The 21048-nt window shown below is 58.6% G+C and carries 18 protein-coding genes; 15 read left to right on the forward strand and 3 right to left on the reverse strand.

The window, feature by feature from the left end:
- Window positions 1-251 precede the first annotated feature (251 nt).
- The 9 genes from KGA83_RS02085 (at window position 252) to KGA83_RS02125 (ending at window position 12219) form a co-directional block, all read left to right on the forward strand.
- Window positions 252-968: an SIMPL domain-containing protein gene (locus KGA83_RS02085; protein ID WP_108218179.1), complete on the forward strand. Its 717-nt coding sequence runs from the start codon at window positions 252-254 to the stop codon at window positions 966-968.
- Window positions 969-1443: 475 nt separating this feature from the next.
- The gene (locus KGA83_RS02090) at window positions 1444-3069 is read left to right on the forward strand and encodes an ABC transporter substrate-binding protein (RefSeq protein WP_108218178.1); all 1626 of its coding nucleotides are present in this window, start codon (window positions 1444-1446) and stop codon (window positions 3067-3069) included.
- Between the two features lie 303 nt (window positions 3070-3372).
- The gene (locus KGA83_RS02095) at window positions 3373-4974 is read left to right on the forward strand and encodes an ABC transporter substrate-binding protein (protein WP_223528093.1); all 1602 of its coding nucleotides are present in this window, start codon (window positions 3373-3375) and stop codon (window positions 4972-4974) included.
- Between the two features lie 173 nt (window positions 4975-5147).
- Complete coding sequence (locus tag KGA83_RS02100) at window positions 5148-6581, forward strand: OprD family porin (protein WP_108218176.1); 1434 nt, start codon at window positions 5148-5150, stop codon at window positions 6579-6581.
- A gap of 78 nt (window positions 6582-6659) precedes the next feature.
- Complete coding sequence (locus tag KGA83_RS02105; RefSeq protein WP_108218175.1) at window positions 6660-8255, forward strand: ABC transporter substrate-binding protein; 1596 nt, start codon at window positions 6660-6662, stop codon at window positions 8253-8255.
- Between the two features lie 72 nt (window positions 8256-8327).
- A complete protein-coding gene (locus KGA83_RS02110) occupies window positions 8328-9338 on the forward strand; it encodes an ABC transporter permease subunit (RefSeq protein ID WP_108218174.1) in 1011 nt (336 codons plus the stop codon).
- Window positions 9339-9348: 10 nt separating this feature from the next.
- Window positions 9349-10260, forward strand: a complete 912-nt coding sequence (locus KGA83_RS02115) for an ABC transporter permease subunit (RefSeq protein WP_108218173.1) — start codon at window positions 9349-9351, stop codon at window positions 10258-10260.
- Window positions 10261-10270: 10 nt separating this feature from the next.
- Complete coding sequence (locus tag KGA83_RS02120; RefSeq protein ID WP_057716450.1) at window positions 10271-11239, forward strand: ABC transporter ATP-binding protein; 969 nt, start codon at window positions 10271-10273, stop codon at window positions 11237-11239.
- Entirely contained in the window at window positions 11239-12219 is a 981-nt protein-coding gene (locus KGA83_RS02125; RefSeq protein ID WP_108218172.1) for a peptide ABC transporter ATP-binding protein, read from the forward strand. The genes KGA83_RS02120 and KGA83_RS02125 overlap by 1 nt, the downstream gene beginning before the upstream one ends.
- Window positions 12220-12411: 192 nt before the next feature.
- Here KGA83_RS02125 and KGA83_RS02130 read toward each other — a convergent pair whose 3' ends face one another.
- Complete coding sequence (locus KGA83_RS02130; RefSeq protein ID WP_108218171.1) at window positions 12412-12855, reverse strand: hypothetical protein; 444 nt, start codon at window positions 12853-12855, stop codon at window positions 12412-12414.
- A 146-nt stretch (window positions 12856-13001) separates the two neighbouring features.
- Window positions 13002-13256, reverse strand: a complete 255-nt coding sequence (locus tag KGA83_RS02135; RefSeq protein ID WP_108218170.1) for a hypothetical protein — start codon at window positions 13254-13256, stop codon at window positions 13002-13004.
- 267 nt (window positions 13257-13523) lie between these two features.
- Between KGA83_RS02135 and KGA83_RS02140 the strand changes: the two genes are divergently transcribed.
- Complete coding sequence (locus KGA83_RS02140; protein WP_108218169.1) at window positions 13524-14177, forward strand: HD domain-containing protein; 654 nt, start codon at window positions 13524-13526, stop codon at window positions 14175-14177.
- Between the two features lie 47 nt (window positions 14178-14224).
- Entirely contained in the window at window positions 14225-14593 is a 369-nt protein-coding gene (locus KGA83_RS02145) for a DUF4440 domain-containing protein (protein ID WP_108218168.1), read from the forward strand.
- Window positions 14594-14829: 236 nt separating this feature from the next.
- Here KGA83_RS02145 and KGA83_RS02150 read toward each other — a convergent pair whose 3' ends face one another.
- Entirely contained in the window at window positions 14830-16413 is a 1584-nt protein-coding gene (locus tag KGA83_RS02150; RefSeq protein ID WP_095942377.1) for a peptide chain release factor 3, read from the reverse strand.
- 531 nt (window positions 16414-16944) lie between these two features.
- On the opposite strand from KGA83_RS02150, the gene KGA83_RS02155 reads away from it, so the two are divergent.
- Genes KGA83_RS02155 through KGA83_RS02170 form a run of 4 tightly spaced genes read left to right on the forward strand, consistent with a single transcriptional unit; the run spans window position 16945 to window position 20395 of the window.
- Window positions 16945-17661, forward strand: a complete 717-nt coding sequence (locus tag KGA83_RS02155; protein WP_223528096.1) for an ABC transporter permease — start codon at window positions 16945-16947, stop codon at window positions 17659-17661.
- 20 nt (window positions 17662-17681) lie between these two features.
- Complete coding sequence (locus tag KGA83_RS02160) at window positions 17682-18575, forward strand: glycine betaine ABC transporter substrate-binding protein (protein ID WP_108218165.1); 894 nt, start codon at window positions 17682-17684, stop codon at window positions 18573-18575.
- Window positions 18576-18587: 12 nt separating this feature from the next.
- Window positions 18588-19241 carry an ABC transporter permease gene (locus KGA83_RS02165; RefSeq protein ID WP_223528099.1) on the forward strand — a complete coding sequence of 218 codons (654 nt, stop codon included), beginning with the start codon at window positions 18588-18590 and terminating at the stop codon, window positions 19239-19241.
- Window positions 19238-20395, forward strand: a complete 1158-nt coding sequence (locus tag KGA83_RS02170) for a betaine/proline/choline family ABC transporter ATP-binding protein (RefSeq protein ID WP_223528102.1) — start codon at window positions 19238-19240, stop codon at window positions 20393-20395. The genes KGA83_RS02165 and KGA83_RS02170 overlap by 4 nt, the downstream gene beginning before the upstream one ends.
- The last annotated feature ends 653 nt before the right edge of the window (window positions 20396-21048 follow it).

The following is a 21048-nucleotide window of genomic DNA, read 5'->3' on the forward strand; positions in this document are numbered from 1 at the left end:
CTCTCCTACTCGGGTGCTGTCACACCAGTGCTAATGACGGTCTCTGCCCCGCGCACGCTCTTCAACTCTAGCTCCCTCAGTTTGCTGCGCGACAGCGCGGCGTCGAAGACGAGGCGGCCCCTCCTACAAGGATTACAGGTGCCTCGATCTGTATAGAAGTTGTAACTGTGCGAACCGGAGCATAAAAGCTAGAGTCTGATGGTTTCACGCAGGCCCGGACCATACCCCTGCGCACCTTTCAAGGAGCCTTCATGTACAGATTCCGCCGCAGCGCCGCCCTCCTCGCCCTGAGTGTCGGCACCGTCGCCAGCCTCCCGGCCCTGGCCGCCGACGAGCTGCATTACAACCAGATTTCCCTGCGCGCCGAAGTCAGTCAGGAAGTGGCCCGCGACTTGATGATCGTGACCCTCTACACCGAAGAACAGAACAGCGACCCGGCCAAACTCGCCGCCGACGTCAGCACTGCAATGAACAAGGCGCTGGCCCAGGCCAGGAAAGTCAAGGACATCACCCTGCGTCAGGGCAGTCGCAACAGCTACCCGACCTACGATACCAAGGGCCAGAAAATCACCGGCTGGCGCGAGCGCGCCGAATTGCGCCTGGAGAGCTCGGACTTCGCCGCGCTGTCGAAGCTGACCGGCGAACTGCTCACCGACCTGAAAATGGGCGGCATGGACTTCGCCATCGCCACCCCGACCCGCAAAGCCAGCGAAGACGCCCTGCTCAAGGACGCCGTGACCGCCTTCAAGGCCCGCGCCCAACTGGCCACCGACGCCCTCGGCGGCAAGAGCTACAAAATCGTCAACCTGAACCTCAACAGCAACGGTTATCCACAGCCTTACCTGCGCGCGCCGATGATGATGAAAGCCGCCGCCATGGACGCCGCACCGGTGACGCCAGATGTTGAAGCCGGCACCAGCCAGGTCAGCATGACCGCCGATGGATCGATTGAAGTGCTGATGCCTTGAATCGATAGCCTCTGAATAAAAAACGGCGATCACTCACATGATCGCCTTTTTTATTCAGAGGCTATTTTCAGGCATGAGCTATAAATGAAGAGCCCACTGAGAAAAGCCGACAGTTGCACCGGGTGCAACTGAGATTGATTGGCCACTATCGGTGCAACAATAACCACTCTTATTTACGCCATACCCACCTCACAAAACGGGGGTATAAATAAGTAACACTTCGCCCTGATCGGGAGCACCCTGCGCTCAGGACGCACCGTGAAAGTGCGTCGTTTGCACCGTGAAAATGCCGCGCAAACGGTTAAATGCGGCAAGTTTTATACAAATGCGACATTAAGGTACGTTCGTACCACCGTTTCAGGCTTGTAGTCACTCTGGATCTTGCATTGGGTATGGCCCCTGCATAAGTATCCGCAGGCACGACTCACGAGGTCGTCCTCTAATTCCAAAAATGACAACAAATCATGAGGCCACCATGCTTAAACACGCGGTCATTCCGTTTTTAGTTGGCGCAAGCTTGCTAGCCAGCGCACCGTTCGCCCAAGCAGCGACTAACCTGGTGTTCTGCTCCGAAGGGAGCCCGGCCGGTTTCGATCCAGGTCAATACACCACCGGAACCGACTTCGACGCCTCTGCAGAAACCATGTTCAACCGCCTGACGCAGTTCGAGCGCGGCGGCACCGCCGTTATTCCTGGTCTGGCAACCAGCTGGGACGTCTCCGATGACGGCCTGACCTACACCTTCCACTTGCGTGAAGGCGTCAAGTTCCACACCACCCCGTATTTCAAGCCGACTCGTGAGTTCAACGCCGACGACGTGCTGTTCACCTTTAATCGCATGATTAACAAGGATGATCCGTTCCGCAAAGCCTACCCGACCGAATTCCCGTACTTCACCGACATGGGGATGGATACCAACATCACCAAGATCGATAAAGTCGACGACAAAACCGTCAAGTTCACCCTCAAAGACGTTGATGCCGCGTTCATCCAGAATATGGCCATGAGCTTCGCCTCGATCCAGTCCGCCGAGTACGCTGCCCAGCTGCTCAAGGAAGGCAAGGCTGCCGACATCAACCAGAAGCCGATCGGCACCGGCCCGTTCGTATTCAAGAGCTACCAGAAAGACTCCAACATCCGCTACACCGGGAACAAGGATTACTGGAAGCCTGACGACGTGAAGATCGACAACCTGATCTTCGCCATCACCACCGACCCGTCGGTACGTATCCAGAAGCTGAAGAAGAACGAGTGCCAGGTCACCCTGTTCCCTCGTCCGGCCGACCTGAAAGCGCTGCGTGAAGACAAAACCCTGAAGCTGCCTGACCAGGCTGGTTTCAACCTCGGTTACATCGCCTACAACGTGATGCCCAAGGTCAAGGGACAAACCGATGCGAACCCGCTGGCCGAGCTGAAGGTGCGCCAGGCGCTGGACATGGCGGTCAACAAGCAACAGATCATCGACTCCGTGTACCAGGGCGCCGGCCAACTGGCCGTCAACGCCATGCCGCCGACCCAGTGGTCCTACGACACCACCATCAAGGATGCGCCGTACAACCCTGAGAAAGCCAAAGAGCTGCTCAAGGAAGCCGGCGTGAAAGATGGCACCGAAATCGTTCTCTGGGCAATGCCGGTACAGCGTCCATACAACCCGAACGCCAAACTGATGGCAGAAATGCTGCAGTCCGACTGGTCCAAGATCGGCCTCAAGGTCAAGATCCAGAGCTACGAGTGGGGCGAGTACATCAAGCGCTCCAAAGGTGGCGAGAACCAGGCGATGCTGATTGGCTGGAGCGGTGACAATGGTGATCCGGACAACTGGCTGAACGTGCTGTTCGGCTGCGACTCGCTGGAAGGCAACAACTTCTCCAAATGGTGCGACAAGAAGTTTGACGACATCGTCAAGCAAGCCAAGCGCACCTCAGACCAAAGCAAGCGCACCGAGCTCTACAAACAAGCGCAACACGTGCTCAAAGATGCTGTGCCTATGACACCTATCGCTCACTCGACGGTGTTCCAACCCATGCGCGCCAACGTGCAGGATTTCAAGATCAGCCCATTTGGCTTGAACTCCTTCTACGGCGTCAGCGTCAGCAAGTAAGGCATTGCTACGGTGACGTTTCTGACGTCGCCGTAGCTTTATCTACCGAGAAAGCAGGAATTTGCCTACATCCAAATCCGCAGCTGACTACAGCATCGGGGGAGGACGCGCCGCCATTTCCTACGAGCCTTTAGGACTTTTCGCATTTACTGCCGGACCCATGGCTCATACCGTCGGGATCCGACCAGCGCATGCGTGGGTCATCGGTTACTGCTGCGTGCATGGCTTGAAATCAATGATGCCTCTACGTCCGCGGACGGGACGATGGCTCATTGACAACACTTTGAGAGAAAAGGAAGCGTTATGCGCCATACCTTGGTTTTATCCGCATTGCTGGGCACCGGTCTGTTGGCCGCCACTTCCATCAGCCAGGCCGCCAACAACAGCCTGGTGTTCTGCTCCGAAGGCAGCCCCGCCGGTTTCGACACGGCGCAGTACACCACTGCGACCGACAACGACGCCGCCGAACCGCTGTACAACCGGTTGGCAGAGTTTGAAAAAGGCGCGACCAACGTCGTACCGGGCCTGGCCACGAGCTGGGATATTTCCGAGGACGGCCTCAAATACACCTTTCACCTACGCGAAGGGGTGAAGTTTCATACCACCAAGTACTTCACGCCGACCCGCGATTTCAATGCTGATGACGTGCTGTTCACGTTCAATCGCATGCTCGATCCGCAACAACCTTTCCGTAAGGCTTATCCGACAGAGTTTCCGTACTTCAACGGCATGAGCCTGAACAAGAACATCGCCAAGGTCGAAAAGACCGGGCCGCTGACCGTGGTCATGACGCTCAATAGCGTGGACGCCGCGTTCATCCAGAACATCGCCATGAGCTTCGCAGCCATCCTTTCTGCCGAATACGCCGACAAGCTGCTGGCCGAAGGCAAGCCGAGCGACATCAACCAGAAGCCGGTCGGCACCGGGCCGTTCGTGTTCAAGAGCTACCAGAAAGACTCAAACATCCGTTACACCGGTAACAAGCATTACTGGGACCCGAGCCGGGTCAAGCTCGACAACCTGATTTTCGCCATCAACACCGACGCCTCGGTGCGCGTGCAGAAACTCAAGGCCGGCGAGTGCCAGATCACCCTGCACCCGCGCCCTGCCGATGTGACCGCGCTGAAAAACGACCCGGCCCTGCAACTGATCGAGAAGCCCGGTTTCAACCTCGGCTACATCGCCTACAACGTGCGCCACAAGCCGTTCGACCAGCTCGAAGTGCGCCAGGCGCTGGACATGGCGGTGAACAAGCAAGGCATTCTCAATGCCGTTTATCAGGGTGCGGGGCAACTCGCGGTCAACGCCATGCCGCCGACCCAATGGTCCTACGACGACACGATCAAGGATGCCGCCTACAACCCGGAAAAAGCCAAGGAGCTGCTCAAGGCTGCCGGCGTCAAGGAAGGCACTGAAATCACCCTCTGGGCCATGCCGGTCCAGCGTCCGTACAACCCCAATGCCAAGTTGATGGCCGAGATGCTCCAGGCTGACTGGGCGAAGATCGGCCTCAAGGTCAAGATCGTCAGCTATGAGTGGGGCGAGTACATCAAGCGCACCAAGAACGGCGAACACGACATCAGCCTGATCGGCTGGACCGGTGACAACGGTGATCCGGACAACTGGCTCGGCACCCTCTACAGCTGCGACGCCATTGGCGGTAACAACTACTCGATGTGGTGTGATCCGGCCTACGACAAGCTGATCAAGCAGGCCAAGGTCGTCACCGACCGCGACCAGCGCACCCTGCTCTACAAACAGGCGCAGCAGTTGCTCAAGCAGCAAGTGCCGATCACGCCAGTCGCCCACTCAACGGTCAACCAGCCGCTGAGCGCCAAAATCGAAGGGTTCAAGGTGAGCCCGTTCGGCCGCACTGTTTTCTCGGGTGTCAGCATAGAAAAATAACCGATTAGCCAGAAATGCCGGGGGGCGGATTTTCCGCCCTCACGCAGACGCTTTGCCGTCTTTCGCCAATTTGGCCGACAGCAAACGTTTGCTATGCCGTGAATGAGTTCTAAACCAATAGCCGGATCACAAAAAAAGACCGGCATAAAAAAAGAAAGTAAGGAGCTTTACCCATGAAACTGAGCAGCACCGCGCTATTGGCCTTGGCCATCAGCAGCGTAACCGCCACGGCTTACGCAGAAACCCAAAGCCAGGCTTTCACCCCGGTTACCGTGAACGAAAAAAACGCCCAGAGCGAAGCCACCGGTTTTGTCGAAGGCCAGTCGATCACCGGCACCACGCGTAACTGGTACGCCAATGAGCAACTGCATCGCGGTGGCAAGTTCACCTACAAGAAAGACGGTGTTTCGACCCCGACCGATCGCCGGATCAACTGGGTCCAGGGCACCATCCTCAAGTACAACTCGGGCTTCACCGAAGGCACCGTAGGCTTCAGCACTGAAGTCGCCGCCTACAACGCCGTTGCCCTGGACCGGGACCGCAAAGACCTGGCGTCCAACAACGGTGGCGCACCGGGCTCTCGTCCAGGCGCGGGCAACAACCGCACCCTGACCAAGGAAGGCGGCGACGCTCAAGGCCAGTGGAGCAAACTGGGCCTGGCCAACGTCAAGGCCCGTGTCTCCAACAGCACCCTGACTGCCGGCCGCATGAACTTCAGCAGCCCGATGGTCGACGTGATCGGCAACCGTGCACTGCCTTCGAGCTTCCAGGGCGTAGCCATCCACAGCGAAGAGCTGAACAACCTGGCCTTCGACCTGGCCACCTTCGACCGCAACTCGCCGCGTACCGAAGAAAGCCTGCGCAAATTCCGCACCGAATACGCCAACGGCATCGTCGAAACCGACCACGTCCACACCGGCGGCATTACCTATACCCCACTGGCCAGCCTGACCACCAGCCTCTGGGCGACCCAGGCTGAAGACATCTGGAACCAGTACTACTTCGGCGCCTCTCACGTTCTGGGCGACAGCCAGGTACTGAGCCTGACCACCGGCCTGAACTACTACAAAACCAAGGAAACCGGTAAAGCCCTGATCGGCGATATCGACAACGACACCTACTCGCTGTCGTTCGGCCTGACCCACCAGGCCCATACCCTGACCCTCTCGTACCAGGAAGTGAACGGTAACGAGTACTTCGACTACCTGCACGAAACCAACGGCATCTACCTGGCCAACTCCCTGCTGTCGGACTTCAACGGCCCGAACGAAAAATCGTTCCAGGTTGCCTACGGTCTGAACATGGCCGAATACGGCGTACCAGGCCTGAAGTTCAACATTTACCAGGCTCGCGGCTGGGGTATCGACGGTACTCACTACACCGGCAACGGCGGCGTGGCCGGCAAGGGTTACGACGGCATCCAGTCCCAGGATGGCGAACACCACTATGAATACGGCATCGGCGCAACCTACGCCGTGCAGAGCGGCCCGCTCAAGGCCACCACGATCCGCGGCACCTACACCGCTCACCGTGCCAGCGAAAACCAGGCTGACGGCAGCATCAACGAGTTCCGTCTCGTGACCACCGTTCCGTTCAACATCTTGTAATACCGCTGCCGAACGGCTGATTCAATGACGAATCGGCCGTTCGGCTTTTGTCCTTTAACCGATTGCAGAGGGTTCTTGATGAAAATGCTTCCCCTACGTGCGGCCATCGCGGCTGCGTTGCTCAGTGTCGCTGTCGGTGTCTCGGCCAAACCCCTGGTGGTTTGTACCGAAAACAGCCCCGAAGGCTTCGACATGGTCCAGTACACGACTGCAGTCACAGCCGATGCGGTGGCCGAAACCATCTTCAATCGCCTGGCAGACTTCAAGCCCGGCACCACCGACGTGATTCCGGCACTGGCTGAGTCCTGGGACATCAGCGAAGACGGCCTGAGCTACACGTTCCATCTGCGCAAAGGCGTCAAGTTCCACACCACCGAATACTTCAAGCCGACCCGCGACATGAATGCCGACGATGTGGTCTGGAGCTTCCAGCGCCAACTGGACCCGAATCATCCGTGGCACAAGCTGTCGAGCGTGGGCTTCCCGTACTTTGAAAGCATGGGTTTCAAGGAACTGCTCAAGAGCGTCGAGAAAGTCGACGACAACACGGTCAAGTTCACCCTGACCCGTCCTGAAGCACCGTTCCTGGCCGACATCGCCATGGCGTTCTCCTCGATCTATTCCGCCGAGTACGCCGACCAGTTGCTCAAGGCCAACAAGACCGGTGACCTGAACAACAAGCCGGTCGGCACCGGCCCGTTCGTCTTCCAGCGTTACAACAAGGATGCCCAGGTTCGCTTCAAGGCCAACCCGGACTACTTCCGCGGCAAGCCTCCGGCTGATGCGCTGATCCTGGCCATCGCCACCGACAACAACGTGCGCCTGCAGAAGCTCAAGGCAAACGAGTGCCAGGTCGCGCTGTATCCGAAACCGGATGACATTCCGAGCATCAAGAAAGACGACAAGCTGAAAGTCGATGAGCTGAATGCGATGACCGTCGCCTACATCGCCATCAACACCACGCACAAGTACCTGAGCGATGTAAGGGTGCGTAAAGCCATCGACATCGCCTTCGACAAGGAGGCGGCTGTCAACGCGCTGTTCGGCAAGGGCAATGCAACAGCCGCCGTCAACCCGTTCCCGGACACCCTGCTGGGCTACAACCACACACTGAAGAACCCGGCCCGCGACCTGGAAAAGGCCCGTGCCCTGCTCAAGGAAGCCGGCGTACCGCAAGGCACCACCTTCACCCTGTTCACCCGCAACGGAGGCGGTGCAACCAACCCGAACCCGATGCTCGGTGCGCAGATGATGCAGGCCGACCTGGCCAAGGTCGGGATCAAGATCGACATTCGCGTGATGGAATGGGGCGAAATGCTCAAGCGTGCGAAAAACGGCGAGCACGACATGGTTTCCGCCGGATGGGCGGGCGATAACGGCGATCCGGATAACTTCCTGACGCCTATGCTCAGTTGTGAGGCGGCCAAGAACGGCGAAAACTACGCACGCTGGTGCAATGACAAGTTCCAGGCCCTGATCGATCAGGCCCGGGAAAAAACCGACCCGGCCGAGCGTGCAGCCCTGTATGAGCAGGCCCAGGTTATTTTCAACCAGGACCAGCCGTGGATCAGTTTGGCGCACACTAGAATGTTTACCGCAATGCGCAACAACGTAGAGGGCTATCACATTAGCCCCCTCACCACGAATAACTTCGCCACCACCCAGGTGAAGTAATAAGAAAACTCCCGGCATGCCTGACCCAGGCATGCCGGGCACGCCTAACCGGCTGATGAGGTACAACACACGATGTTTAGTTTTATTGCCCGCCGACTGGGGTTACTGATCCCCACGTTCTTCGGTATCACCTTGCTGACTTTCGCGTTGATTCGCATGATCCCGGGCGACCCCGTGGAAGTCATGATGGGAGAACGTAGGGTCGATCCTGAAATGCACGCTCAGGCAATGGAACGCCTAGGTCTGAACAAACCCCTGTATGCCCAATACCTGGATTACATCGGCAAACTGGCCCACGGCGATCTCGGTGAATCCCTGCGTACCCGTGAAAGCGTCTGGAGCGAATTCACCTCTCTGTTCCCCGCGACCCTGGAACTGTCCTCGGCTGCGCTGTTGTTCGCCGGTGTCCTGGGCCTCCTGGCCGGAGTGATCGCGGCACTCAAGCGAGGATCCCTGTTCGACCATGGGGTGATGGGCATCTCCCTGGCGGGATATTCGATGCCGATCTTCTGGTGGGGCCTGATCCTGATCATGTTCTTCTCGGTGTCGCTGGGCTGGACCCCAGTGTCCGGGCGGATCGACCTGCTCTACGACATCGAGCCACGCACCGGCTTCATGCTGATCGATACGCTGCTGGCCGATGACGTCGGTGCGTTCTTCGATGCCCTGCACCACCTGATCCTGCCGGCCATCGTGCTGGGCACCATCCCGCTGGCGGTGATCGCGCGGATGACCCGTTCCTCGATGCTCGAAGTGCTGCGTGAAGACTACATTCGCACCGCCAAGGCCAAAGGCCTGTCGCCGTCGCGCGTGGTGTTCGTGCACGGTCTGCGTAACGCGCTGATTCCGGTACTGACGGTGGTCGGCCTGCAAGTCGGCACCCTGCTGGCCGGTGCGGTCCTGACCGAAACCATCTTCTCGTGGCCCGGCATCGGCAAATGGCTGATCGAGGCCATTGGCGCCCGGGACTACCCAGTCGTACAAAACGGCATCCTGTTAATCGCCTGCCTGGTGATTCTGGTCAACTTCGTAGTGGACATCCTCTACGGCTTTGTCAACCCACGCATCCGTCATCAGCGCTGAGATCATGACCATGACCACTCCAATTCCATCGGTAGCAGTCGATCAAAGCCTGCTGTACCCGTCTCCGTACAAAGAATTCTGGCAAGCGTTCTCCAAGAACAAAGGCGCCGTCGCCGGCCTGATGTTCATGCTGCTGGTGATTTTCTGCGCGATCTTCGCCCCGTGGGTTGCCCCCCATGACCCGAGCGAGCAATTCCGCGACTTCCTGCTGACCCCGCCGGCCTGGCTGGAAGGTGGACAGTTGCAGTTCCTGCTCGGCACCGACGAACTGGGTCGCGACCTGCTGTCGCGTCTGATCACTGGCTCGCGCCTGTCCTTGATGATCGGCTTGTCCTCGGTGGTGATGTCGCTGATTCCGGGGATCCTGCTGGGTCTGTTCGCCGGGTTCTTCCCGCGCGTGGTCGGCCCGACCATCATGCGTCTGATGGACATCATGCTGGCCCTGCCGTCCCTGCTGCTGGCCGTGGCGATCGTCGCCATCCTCGGCCCTGGCCTGATCAACACCGTGATCGCCATCGCCGTGGTGTCCCTGCCGTCCTACGTTCGTCTGACCCGCGCTGCGGTGATGGGCGAGCTGAACCGCGACTACGTGACCGCCGCGCGCCTGGCCGGTGCCGGCCTGCCGCGCCTGATGTTCGTCACCGTGCTGCCTAACTGCATGGCGCCGCTGATCGTTCAGGCCACCCTGAGCTTCTCTTCGGCGATCCTCGATGCCGCCGCACTGGGCTTCCTCGGCCTTGGCGTACAGCCGCCAACCCCTGAGTGGGGCACCATGCTGGCTTCGGCCCGCGACTACATCGAACGCGCCTGGTGGGTGGTGAGCCTGCCTGGTTTGACCATTTTGCTCAGCGTGCTGGCAATCAACCTGATGGGCGACGGCCTGCGCGACGCGCTGGACCCGAAACTCAAGAACGCCGCCTGAGGAGATTCCCATGTCACTGTTAGAAATCAAGAATCTCAACGTTCGCTTCGGCGACAAAAATGCCACGCCAGTGGTCGATGGCCTCGACCTGCAAGTGGACAAGGGCGAAGTGCTGGCCATCGTTGGCGAGTCGGGTTCCGGCAAGTCCGTGACCATGATGGCGCTGATGGGCCTGATCGAGCATCCGGGGATCGTCACCGCCGACGCCCTGAATTTCGACGGCAAAAACATGCTCAAGCTCAACAACCGCCAGCGTCGACAGATCGTCGGTAAAGACCTGTCCATGGTCTTCCAGGATCCGATGACCGCGCTGAACCCGAGCTACACCGTGGGTTTCCAGATCGAAGAAGTGCTGCGCCTGCACCTGAAAATGTCCGGCAAGGCTGCCCGCAAACGCGCCATCGAACTGCTGGAAAAAGTCGAAATCCCGGGTGCCGCCAGCCGTATGGACGCCTACCCGCATCAACTGTCCGGTGGCATGAGCCAGCGTGTCGCGATTGCCATGGCGATTGCCGGCGAACCGAAACTGCTGATCGCCGACGAACCGACCACGGCGCTGGACGTGACCATTCAGGCGCAGATCATGGACCTGCTGCTGGCGCTGCAGAAAGAGCAGAACATGGGCCTGGTGCTGATCACCCACGACCTCGCCGTCGTGGCCGAAACCGCCCAACGCGTGTGCGTGATGTATGCCGGCCAAGCGGTCGAAGTCGGCCAGGTGCCGCAACTGTTCGACATCCCTGCTCACCCGTACAGCGAAGCGCTGCTCAAGGCGATTCCGGAACACAGTCTGGGCGCCTCGCGCCTGTCGACCCTGCCGGGCATCGTTCCCGGTCGCTACGACCGTCCGCAGGGTTGCCTGCTGTCGCCGCGCTGCCCGTACGTGAAAGACAACTGCCGTCAACAACGTCCGGCACTAGACCAGAAAAGCAACAGCCTCGCTCGCTGCTTCTACCCGCTGAACCAGGAGGTGGCGTAATGGCCGTCGTTCTTACCGCCCGTGACCTGACCCGTCACTACGAGGTCTCCCGAGGCCTGTTCAAGGGTCACGCTACTGTGCGCGCCCTCAACGGCGTGTCATTCGAACTGGAAGCCGGCAAGACCCTTGCCGTCGTCGGCGAGTCGGGTTGCGGCAAGTCCACCCTGGCCCGTGCCCTGACCCTGATCGAAGAGCCGTCCTCCGGCTCCTTGAAAATCGCCGGGCAGGAAGTCGCCGGTGCCGACAAGGCCCAGCGCAAACAACTGCGCAAAGACGTGCAGATGGTGTTCCAGAGCCCGTACGCATCGTTGAACCCACGGCAAAAAGTCGGCGATCAACTGGGTGAGCCGCTGCTGATCAACACCAACCTGAGCGCCGCGGAGCGTCGCGAGAAAGTCCAGGCGATGATGAAGCAGGTGGGCTTGCGTCCCGAGCACTACCAGCGTTATCCGCACATGTTCTCCGGTGGTCAACGCCAGCGGATCGCCCTGGCCCGGGCGATGATGCTGCAACCGAAAGTGCTGGTGGCGGACGAACCGACCTCGGCGCTGGACGTGTCGATTCAGGCGCAGGTGCTCAACCTGTTCATGGATTTGCAGCAGGAGTTCAACACCGCCTATGTGTTCATCTCCCACAACCTGGCAGTGGTACGCCACGTTGCCGACCACGTGATGGTGATGTACCTCGGTCGTCCGGTGGAAATGGGGGCGAAAGAGGACATTTACTCCCGTCCTCTGCACCCTTACACCCAGGCGCTGTTGTCGGCGACGCCAGCCATCCACCCGGATCCGAACAAGCCGAAAATCAAGATCGTCGGCGAATTGCCCAACCCGCTGAACCCGCCGTCCGGCTGCGCTTTCCACAAGCGCTGCCCGTACGCCACCGAGCGTTGCAGCACTGAAGAGCCGGCCCTGCGCCTGCTTGACACTCGCCAGGTGGCTTGCCACTACGCCGAGCAATTCCTCGACGGCGCGGCATAAAAAACTGTAGGAGCCAGCCTGCTGGCGATAGCGGCAGACCCGTCAACATTTCTGTTTACTGGCACACCGCAATCGCCAGCAGGCTAGCTCCCACAGGGATTGAGTTGCTCAGATTCTTGATGCATTGACCCAACCCCTTCCGCCTCGATTGCGCATCAGTCAGGCAGAGGGGTTTTCTTTCATTTGGCAACTTTATGCTTTCGTTTTTCGGCAATCCTTCAGCAGGTTTCTTGCTTTCAGCGTCCAAGGCATCCTTCCTGAAAAATCCCCCTTCCCCATGACCATTATCACGCCGGTCCCATTTCCTCCTTCCTTGGCAGAAAACCTGAAACCAATCCTCACTTCCTCTTTAACCATGTCTGGCATTATTTCAAGACTGCCCTCCAGCGTTTCCCATGTAAGACTGCCCCTTACGACGTAATACGCGGAGATATCTCCCTCGGGAGCAAGAGAATAGGAGCCCGCCAATATCCTGGCATCCGGAAAATAAAAAACGATGCTTCGGCCTTCATCATCTTCTCCCTGCAACAAGAAATCCCTATCTTCCTTCGATCCCAGAAACTGCACCTTAGTGGTCTCGAAAAACTCTTGTTGCGGCGTTCCCTTAAAACTGGCGCTCAATTTACCTTCAGTCATGACTTCATCCTCGCCTCAGATCTCAGGCGCTCTTTGATATCGTAAAGCGCCGAAGCCCTGTTTATATGCACCCAAAACAAAAGCCGCTACTGTCATATCTGACAGTAGCGGCTCTGTTTGCATAAAACAGGTCGATCAAAGGTCACTCAAGTCTGGCTGTCACCTTCTTCTTCATCGGAGTCCGGCTCGTCGGTGGTCGAGTCATCGTCGTTGTCAGCGCCCCCCTGCCCCTGATCTCCCGGTTCCGATTCGGACTTGGCAAGCATCAACCCCGCATAACCCGCCTGCCCGCTCGAGGCCTGCTCTCCATGATCAATACACTCGGCCCACGCCATCGAGGTTCCGAGCGAGAGCATCACCAACACCTTCAACAGCAGTAAAGCGCGTAACAATCTGTTCATAGCCGATTCCTTCCTTTCGTGGAGTGCCTGTCTGGCGCTGAGTCAAATCTAGTTCCGATCAGTCGGGTTCTCCAGATTGGACGTTGTCGAACCCGCGGAAATGCCCTTGGATTGGAGACTGGTTTGGAATAAAGGTTATGCCGAAAAGATCAAAGCGTGTTCCGCCTTCCAGAACGCTTGTACACCCGCAGAATTCCTCGCAGGATTCGCGGGATATACGCAGGACAGAACTTCCCGCGATCGGCACGTTTAATCAAAGGACACAGCATGATCAGCAGCGCCTTCGCACCGATGCAATCACTCGCCACCACCCTGCTGCCCCACGCCCTGGAACCCTCGGAAGACGGCGCTCACGACCTTTCGCACCTGCAACGGGTCTGGCACAACGCCCACTTGATTCAGGCACAGGAAGGTGGCGATCTTGAGGTGCTGCTGGCGGCGGTGCTGTTGCATGATTGTGTAGCAGTGGAAAAGAACTCGCCGTTGCGCTCGCAGGCATCGCAATTGGCAGCGCGCAAAGCGTCAGGGGTATTGGCGAAGATGGATTGGCGCGAGACAAAAATCGCCGCCGTCGCCCACGCCATCGAAGCCCATAGCTTTTCCGCCAACATCCCGCCGACCTCGCTGGAAGCGAAAATCGTGCAGGACGCCGACCGCCTCGACTCCCTGGGTATGCTCGGCGTCGCCCGCACCTTTTACGTTGCCGGGCGCATGGGCAGCGCCCTCTACGACCCGCAGGACCCACAGGCCAATAACCGCGACTATGACGACACTCGCTTCTGCATCGACCATTTCCAGACCAAGCTGCTGCACTTGGCAGACGGTTTCCAGACTGCGACAGGGCAACGTCTGGCACAGGTTCGTCATAAGCGTTTGAAGGGGTTTCTGGAGCAGTTCAAGGAAGAGATCGGGATTGGCTGATACGCCAGGAGCACTGAACCTGCATAACTCAGGAAAGGACAAGCGCCATGGATCTGTCGCAAACACTGCTGCAACTTGAACGACGCCTCCTGTCACACACGACTCGACGAAATGCTGAAGAAATCTCACGCCTGCTCGCGGATGACTTTATCGAGTTCAGCGCCAGTGGCGGCATCTGGAGCAAGGCCGAAGTGGTCGAGCAGTTGCCCCATGAGTCGTTTATCCAACGGAGCATCAGCCATTTTGCCATCAAGCCATTGTCAGAAGAGACCGCCTTGGTGACTTATCATTGTTACGTCGACAGCCACGGCCATCCCGGCGCAGTCCACAGTCTGCGCAGTTCCATCTGGCGTAATCGGGGCGAGCAGTGGCAGATGGTTTTCCACCAGGGGACATTGATTCCCAGTGAACAATGACGCAGGCATTCATGGCGAATCCGGATCCCTCGCGAGTCAGAGAGTGTTGTGAACGCCCCGGATTACTGTAGGAGCGAGCCTGCTCGCGATGGACGTCAACGATGACATGCGCAGCCTGAATAAACGCGGCGGGTCTGAACTCTTCGCGAGCAAGCTCGCTCCTACAGGGGATTGCGTCAGGTAACAAAAAACCCCGCAGCTTTCGCGACGGGGTTTCTGGCCTTACAGCTCAGTGCTTAATGGTGTTCACGGGTCGCACGGAATTTAACATCCGGCCAGCGCTCTTCCATCAGGGCCAGGTTGACCCGCGTAGGCGCGAGGTAGGTCAGGTGACCGCCGCCGTCCAGTGCCAGGTTTTCCACAGCCTTGTTGGAGAATTCCTCAAGCTTCTTCTTGTCGCTGCATTCGATCCAGCGCGCGGAATAAACGGTGATCGGCTCGTAGGAGCATTCGACCTTGTATTCCTCTTTCAAACGGCTGGCGACCACATCGAACTGCAGCACACCGACGGCGCCGAGGATGATGTCGTTGCTGCGCTCCGGGAAGAACACCTGGGTCGCGCCTTCTTCGGCCAACTGCTGCAAGCCCTGGCGCAGTTGCTTGGATTTCAGCGGATCCTTCAGGCGTACGCGGCGGAACAGTTCCGGGGCGAAGTGCGGGATGCCGGTGAAACCCAGGACTTCGCCTTCGCTGAAGGTGTCGCCGATCTGGATGGTGCCGTGGTTGTGCAGGCCGATGATGTCGCCGGCGAACGCTTCTTCCAGTTGCTCACGTTCGGAGGAGAAGAAGGTCAGCGCGTCGCCGATCCGCACGTCCTTGCCGGTGCGCACATGGCGCATCTTCATGCCTTTTTCGTATTTGCCGGAGCAGATACGCATGAAGGCGATGCGGTCGCGGTGTTTCGGGTCCATGTTCGCCTGGATCTTGAAGATGAAGCCCGAGAACTTCTCTTCCACCGGCTCCACGGTGCGCTCGTTGGCCACGCGTGCCAGTGGGCGCGGCGCCCAATCAACGACGGCGTCGAGTACGTGGTCGACACCGAAGTTGCCCAGTGCCGTACCGAAGAACACCGGGGTCAGCTGACCGTCGAGGAACTCCTGCTGGTTGAATTCGTGGCAGGCGCCCTGCACCAGTTCCAGCTGTTCGATGAAACGCTCGTACTCGTCACCCAGATGGGCGCGGGCTTCATCGGAGTCGAGCTTCTCGATGATTTTCACATCGGTGCGCTCATGACCGTGACCAGCGGTGTACACGATGATGTAGTCATCGGCGAGGTGATACACGCCTTTGAAGTCGCGGTAGCAACCAATCGGCCAGGTGATCGGCGCAGCCTTGATCTTGAGGACGGCTTCGATTTCGTCGAGCAGTTCGATCGGGTCACGGATGTCACGGTCGAGTTTGTTGATGAAGCTGACGATCGGCGTGTCACGCAGACGGCAGACGTCCATCAGGGCGATGGTCCGTGGCTCTACACCTTTACCGCCGTCGAGAACCATCAACGCCGAGTCCACCGCGGTCAGGGTGCGGTAGGTATCTTCGGAGAAGTCTTCGTGGCCCGGGGTGTCGAGCAGGTTGATCATGTGCTCGCGATACGGGAACTGCATGACCGACGTGGTAATGGAGATACCACGCTGCTTTTCCATTTCCATCCAGTCGGAGGTGGCATGGCGGTCGGATTTACGCGATTTCACCGTACCGGCTACCGCAATCGCCTTGCCCATCAGCAAGAGCTTCTCGGTGATGGTGGTCTTACCGGCATCGGGGTGGGAAATAATGGCGAAAGTGCGGCGTTTCGCGACTTCGGCGGCCTGTTTGGTCATGGGAAATCGCCTGGCAGGTGATTCAAAAAAGGGCGGCGAGTATAGCGCAAATGCAGTCTTACGGACCACCGCCCGTAGGACACGATCCGCCGTAGGAGCTGCCGCAGGCTGCGATCTTTTTAGCGATTTAAACCACGCCGAAGATCAAAAGATCGCAGCCTGCGGCAGCTCCTACGGGTGGCCAAATGGTGTGGAACGTGGGAACCTTTTAAAGCTCGGAGACGTCCACTCCCCCGTTACGACCACTCGTCGGGGGTCTGAAACACCTGCAATTCGGCCTGACGAGGCTGTGCTCATGGCTCTATAGCCGTGCGCCTACCTTCTGTAGGAGCGAGCTTGCTCGCGAAAAACGTCCAGACAACGCGTACATACAGGTACCCAGCGTTATCGTTGACGCCCATCGCGAGCAAGCTCGCTCCTACAGTGGAACGCGCTTGGCATGAGCTGCTTCTCGCGAACACTTTTTCGGCCGCCAGGAATGGTGTTGCCACACGAAAAAGTGTTCGCCGACTGAAAAAAAGGAGTCCGCCTGTGGCTATCCACTATGGCAAAGGGCTGATAGGAGGCGCGCTGGTAATCGCCCTTCTGGCCCTGCTGATCCACTGGATCGGCATCGACACGATCGAACACTACCGCGACGATTTGTTGTTTTACCTGCAAGCCCATCTGATTCTCGTCCTCGCTTCCATGCTGGCCGCCCTTGTCGTGGGCATTCCTGCCGGCATCCTCCTCAGCCGCCCTTCCATGGTCGGCCGTGCCGAACGCTTCATGCAGTTCTTCAACATCGGCAACACCGTTCCGCCCCTGGCCGTCCTGGCCATCGCCCTCGGTATCCTCGGCATCGGCAGTGGCCCTGCCATTTTCGCCCTGTTCCTCGCCTCGCTACTGCCCATCGTGCGCAACACCTACGAAGGCCTGAAAAACGTTCAGGGTTCGCTCAAGGAAGCCGCCGTCGGCATCGGCATGACCCCGTTCCAGGTACTGTGGAAAGTCGAATTGCCCAACGCCGTGCCGATCATCATCGGCGGTGTGCGCGTGGCCCTGGCGATCAATGTCGGGACGGCGCCGCTGGCGTTCCTGATCGGCGCCAACAGCCTTGGCAGCCTGATATTCCCCGGCATTGCCCTGAACAATCAGCCGCAGTTGCTGCTCGGTGCCGCGTGCACCGCGTTACTGGCCCTGCTGCTGGACGGTGTGGTCACTCTCGGCAGTCGCCTCTGGCTCGAACGCGGCTTGCGCCTGTCTTAAGCCCCGGCAAAGGAATCGTCATGAAAACATCAAGCTTATTACTAGGCTGCGTCCTGCTGTGCGCAGGATTTGCCCAAGCCGCGGAAAAACCCTTGATCCGCATCGGCGCCCGGGTGTTCACCGAACAGACCCTGCTGGCGGAGATCACCTCACAGTACCTGCGTACCAAGGGTTACGAGGTGCAAGTGACCGGCGGCCTGGGCAGCAATCTGGCCCGCAGCGCCCACGAAAGTGGCCAGCTGGACATGCTCTGGGAATACACCGGCGTTTCGTTGGTCGCCTACAACCATGTCACTGAAAAACTCGACAGCGAACAGTCCTATACCCGGGTAAAAGAACTCGACGCAAAAAAAGGCCTGGTCTGGCTCACCCCGTCGAAATTCAGCAACACCTACGCCCTCGCCCTGCCGAAGAAGGTCGCCGACCAATACCCGCAAATCAACACCATCAGTGAACTGAACACGGTGCTGCGCAAGGAAGCCGAGACCAACAACCTGGTGGCGCTGGATACCGAGTTCGCCAACCGTTCGGACGGGCTCGACGGCATGGTGCAGCTGTACGACATGAACCTCACGCGCAAAAACATCCGGCAGATGGATGCGGGTCTGGTCTACACCGCGCTGCGTAACGGCCAGGTGTTTGCCGGTCTGGTCTACACCACCGACGGTCGTCTCAACGCCTTCCAGCTGAAACTGCTGGAAGACGACAAGCATTACTTCCCGGACTACACCGCCGCACCGGTGGTACGTCAGGCCTACCTCGATGCGCACCCGCAATTGGCCGCACAGCTCAAGCCGCTGGCTGAACTGTTCGACGACAACACCATGCGCGAACTCAACGCGCGGGTCGACGTCGAGCATCAGAGCCCTTCAGCCGTTGCCGCCGATTTCCTGCACCAACACCCGATCAATTAAGGAGGAAAAGTCATGGAATTCCTTAACGCCTTTTCCCATCTCGACTGGCAGCAGGTGATCCACCTGACCTGGCAGCACATCACGCTGGTCGGTATCGCCGTGACCCTGGCGATTCTGGTCGGCGTGCCGCTGGGCATTCTGATGACACGTTTCCCGAGCCTCGCCGGGCCTTTGCAAGCCAGCGCCACGGTGCTGCTGACCGTGCCGTCGATTGCCCTGTTCGGCCTGCTGCTGCCGTTCTACTCAAAGTTCGGCCAGGGCCTGGGGCCGATGCCGGCGATTACCGCGGTTTTCCTGTACTCGCTGCTGCCGATCATGCGTAACACCTACCTGGCGCTGACCAATGTCGAGCCGGGCATCCGCGAAGCCGCGCGCGGCATCGGCATGACGTTCGGCCAGCGCCTGCGCATGGTCGAACTGCCCATCGCCGTACCGGTGATCCTCGCCGGTGTGCGCACTGCAGTGGTGATGAACATCGGTGTCATGACCATCGCCGCCACCATCGGCGCCGGAGGCCTCGGCGTACTCATCCTCGCTTCCATCAGCCGCAGCGACATGTCGATGCTGATCGTCGGCGCCATGCTGGTCAGTGTGCTGGCGATCTTCGCCGACCTGCTTCTGCAATGGCTGCAACGTTCGCTGACTCCAAAAGGACTGCTCAAATGATCGAACTTCAAAACCTCAGCAAGACCTTCCAAAGCAACGGCAAAGATGTGAAAGCCGTGGACTCGGTGAGCCTGACCGTCAATGAAGGCGAAATCTGTGTGTTCCTCGGACCATCGGGTTGCGGCAAAAGCACCACGCTGAAAATGATCAACCGCCTGATCAAACCGACCTCGGGCAAGATCCTGATCAATGGCGAAGACACCACCGGCCTCGACGAAGTAACACTGCGCCGCAACATCGGTTACGTGATCCAGCAGATCGGTCTGTTCCCGAACATGACCATCGAAGAGAACATCGTGGTCGTACCGAAACTGCTCGGCTGGGACAAGCAGAAATGCCACGACCGCGCCCGCGAGTTGATGGGCATGATCAAGCTCGAACCCAAGCAGTATTTGCATCGCTATCCGCGGGAGCTGTCCGGTGGCCAACAACAGCGGATCGGCGTGATTCGCGCACTGGCCGCCGATGCGCCGCTGCTGTTGATGGACGAACCCTTCGGCGCGGTCGACCCGATCAACCGCGAGATGATCCAGAACGAGTTCTTCGAAATGCAGCGGACGCTGAACAAGACCGTGATCATGGTCAGCCATGACATCGACGAGGCGATCAAGCTCGGCGACAAGATCGCGATCTTCCGTGCCGGCAAGCTGTTGCAGATCGATCACCCGGACACGTTGCTCGCGCACCCGGCGGATGAGTTTGTCAGCAACTTCGTCGGCCAGGACAGCACACTCAAGCGCCTGCTGCTGGTGAAGGCGGAAGATGCGGCGGATAACGCGCCGTCGGTGAGTCCTGAGACTCCGGTGGCCGATGCGCTGGAATTGATGGACGAGCATGACCGACGTTATGTGGTGGTCACTTGTGCCGAGAATAAAGCCCTGGGTTACGTACGACGTCGCGACCTGCACCGTCAGACCGGCACCTGCGCGCAGTACCAACGCGAGTTCAACGCCACGGCGGCGTACGACGAACATTTGCGCATTCTGCTGTCGCGCATGTACGAGTTCAATCGGGCGTGGTTGCCGGTGATGGATGCCGAACGAGTGTTCCTTGGCGAGGTCACGCAGGAGTCGATTGCGGCTTACTTGAGCTCCGGACGTTCGCGGGGGATGAAAACCAACATCGTGTCGCCTGCCGAGGCAGTGGTCGCCTGATCACTCATATCGCCCGGTAAAAAACCCAAAACCTGTAGGAATGAGCCTGCTCGCGATAGCGCGATGTCAGTCAACGACGATGTTGGCAGTGAAAATGCCATCGCGAGCAGACTCGCTCCTACAAGGTTTGTGCATTTTTTGAGTAATCGGCAGGCCGGAAAAAAATATCAACAGCAGCATCTGCAAAAGCCATCCGGAAACACACTCTGAAATAGTCAATTCCCCTCTTAGCCTACCTTTTCGCTGCCAACGTCGCCCATATTGTCGCCATCGTACTTCCTAGTGACTTAGCGTACAAAAGCGTCGAACGTGCAGGTATTTTTAACACTTCACAATTCCTCGGGAACATCTGCCCGTCATCTGTGTCGGTTACAAAGAGTAATGCTCGTAACGCGCGTCAGAAGAGTGCAAAAACGCGACATTTTTTGTTGATCTCAGGCCCCTCACGCCCTAAAGTTCGCGCCGAACGTCCATGCTGGAAACGATCCATCCGGCTCAAGTACTGACGACGAGACAGCAAGGCCAAGGGAAAGCTGCACTTCCCATGGCCTTTTTGCTTTCGGCGACATGCCTTGGGAAGTAGGCGAACCAAAGTGGGGATACGGAGGACGTTCAGGAGGGTGTGTCATCAATGAATTCACGAGTGCGCCGGA

Source organism: Pseudomonas sp. GL-R-19 (genome assembly GCF_019956375.1).
In the GTDB taxonomy this organism is placed as follows: domain Bacteria; phylum Pseudomonadota; class Gammaproteobacteria; order Pseudomonadales; family Pseudomonadaceae; genus Aquipseudomonas.

Excerpts from the sequence above, each read along its gene's own strand:
- KGA83_RS02085 (WP_108218179.1), top strand. The coding sequence starts at position 252 with ATGTACAGATTCCGCCGCAGCGCCGCCCTCCTCGCCCTGAGTGTCGGC.
- KGA83_RS02090 (WP_108218178.1), top strand. The coding sequence starts at position 1,444 with ATGCTTAAACACGCGGTCATTCCGTTTTTAGTTGGCGCAAGCTTGCTA.
- KGA83_RS02095 (WP_223528093.1), top strand. The coding sequence starts at position 3,373 with ATGCGCCATACCTTGGTTTTATCCGCATTGCTGGGCACCGGTCTGTTG.
- KGA83_RS02100 (WP_108218176.1), top strand. The coding sequence starts at position 5,148 with ATGAAACTGAGCAGCACCGCGCTATTGGCCTTGGCCATCAGCAGCGTA.
- KGA83_RS02105 (WP_108218175.1), top strand. The coding sequence starts at position 6,660 with ATGAAAATGCTTCCCCTACGTGCGGCCATCGCGGCTGCGTTGCTCAGT.
- KGA83_RS02110 (WP_108218174.1), top strand. The coding sequence starts at position 8,328 with ATGTTTAGTTTTATTGCCCGCCGACTGGGGTTACTGATCCCCACGTTC.
- KGA83_RS02115 (WP_108218173.1), top strand. The coding sequence starts at position 9,349 with ATGACCACTCCAATTCCATCGGTAGCAGTCGATCAAAGCCTGCTGTAC.
- KGA83_RS02120 (WP_057716450.1), top strand. The coding sequence starts at position 10,271 with ATGTCACTGTTAGAAATCAAGAATCTCAACGTTCGCTTCGGCGACAAA.
- KGA83_RS02125 (WP_108218172.1), top strand. The coding sequence starts at position 11,239 with ATGGCCGTCGTTCTTACCGCCCGTGACCTGACCCGTCACTACGAGGTC.
- KGA83_RS02130 (WP_108218171.1), bottom strand. The coding sequence starts at position 12,855 with ATGACTGAAGGTAAATTGAGCGCCAGTTTTAAGGGAACGCCGCAACAA.
- KGA83_RS02135 (WP_108218170.1), bottom strand. The coding sequence starts at position 13,256 with ATGAACAGATTGTTACGCGCTTTACTGCTGTTGAAGGTGTTGGTGATG.
- KGA83_RS02140 (WP_108218169.1), top strand. The coding sequence starts at position 13,524 with ATGATCAGCAGCGCCTTCGCACCGATGCAATCACTCGCCACCACCCTG.
- KGA83_RS02145 (WP_108218168.1), top strand. The coding sequence starts at position 14,225 with ATGGATCTGTCGCAAACACTGCTGCAACTTGAACGACGCCTCCTGTCA.
- KGA83_RS02150 (WP_095942377.1), bottom strand. The coding sequence starts at position 16,413 with ATGACCAAACAGGCCGCCGAAGTCGCGAAACGCCGCACTTTCGCCATT.
- KGA83_RS02160 (WP_108218165.1), top strand. The coding sequence starts at position 17,682 with ATGAAAACATCAAGCTTATTACTAGGCTGCGTCCTGCTGTGCGCAGGA.
- KGA83_RS02165 (WP_223528099.1), top strand. The coding sequence starts at position 18,588 with ATGGAATTCCTTAACGCCTTTTCCCATCTCGACTGGCAGCAGGTGATC.
- KGA83_RS02170 (WP_223528102.1), top strand. The coding sequence starts at position 19,238 with ATGATCGAACTTCAAAACCTCAGCAAGACCTTCCAAAGCAACGGCAAA.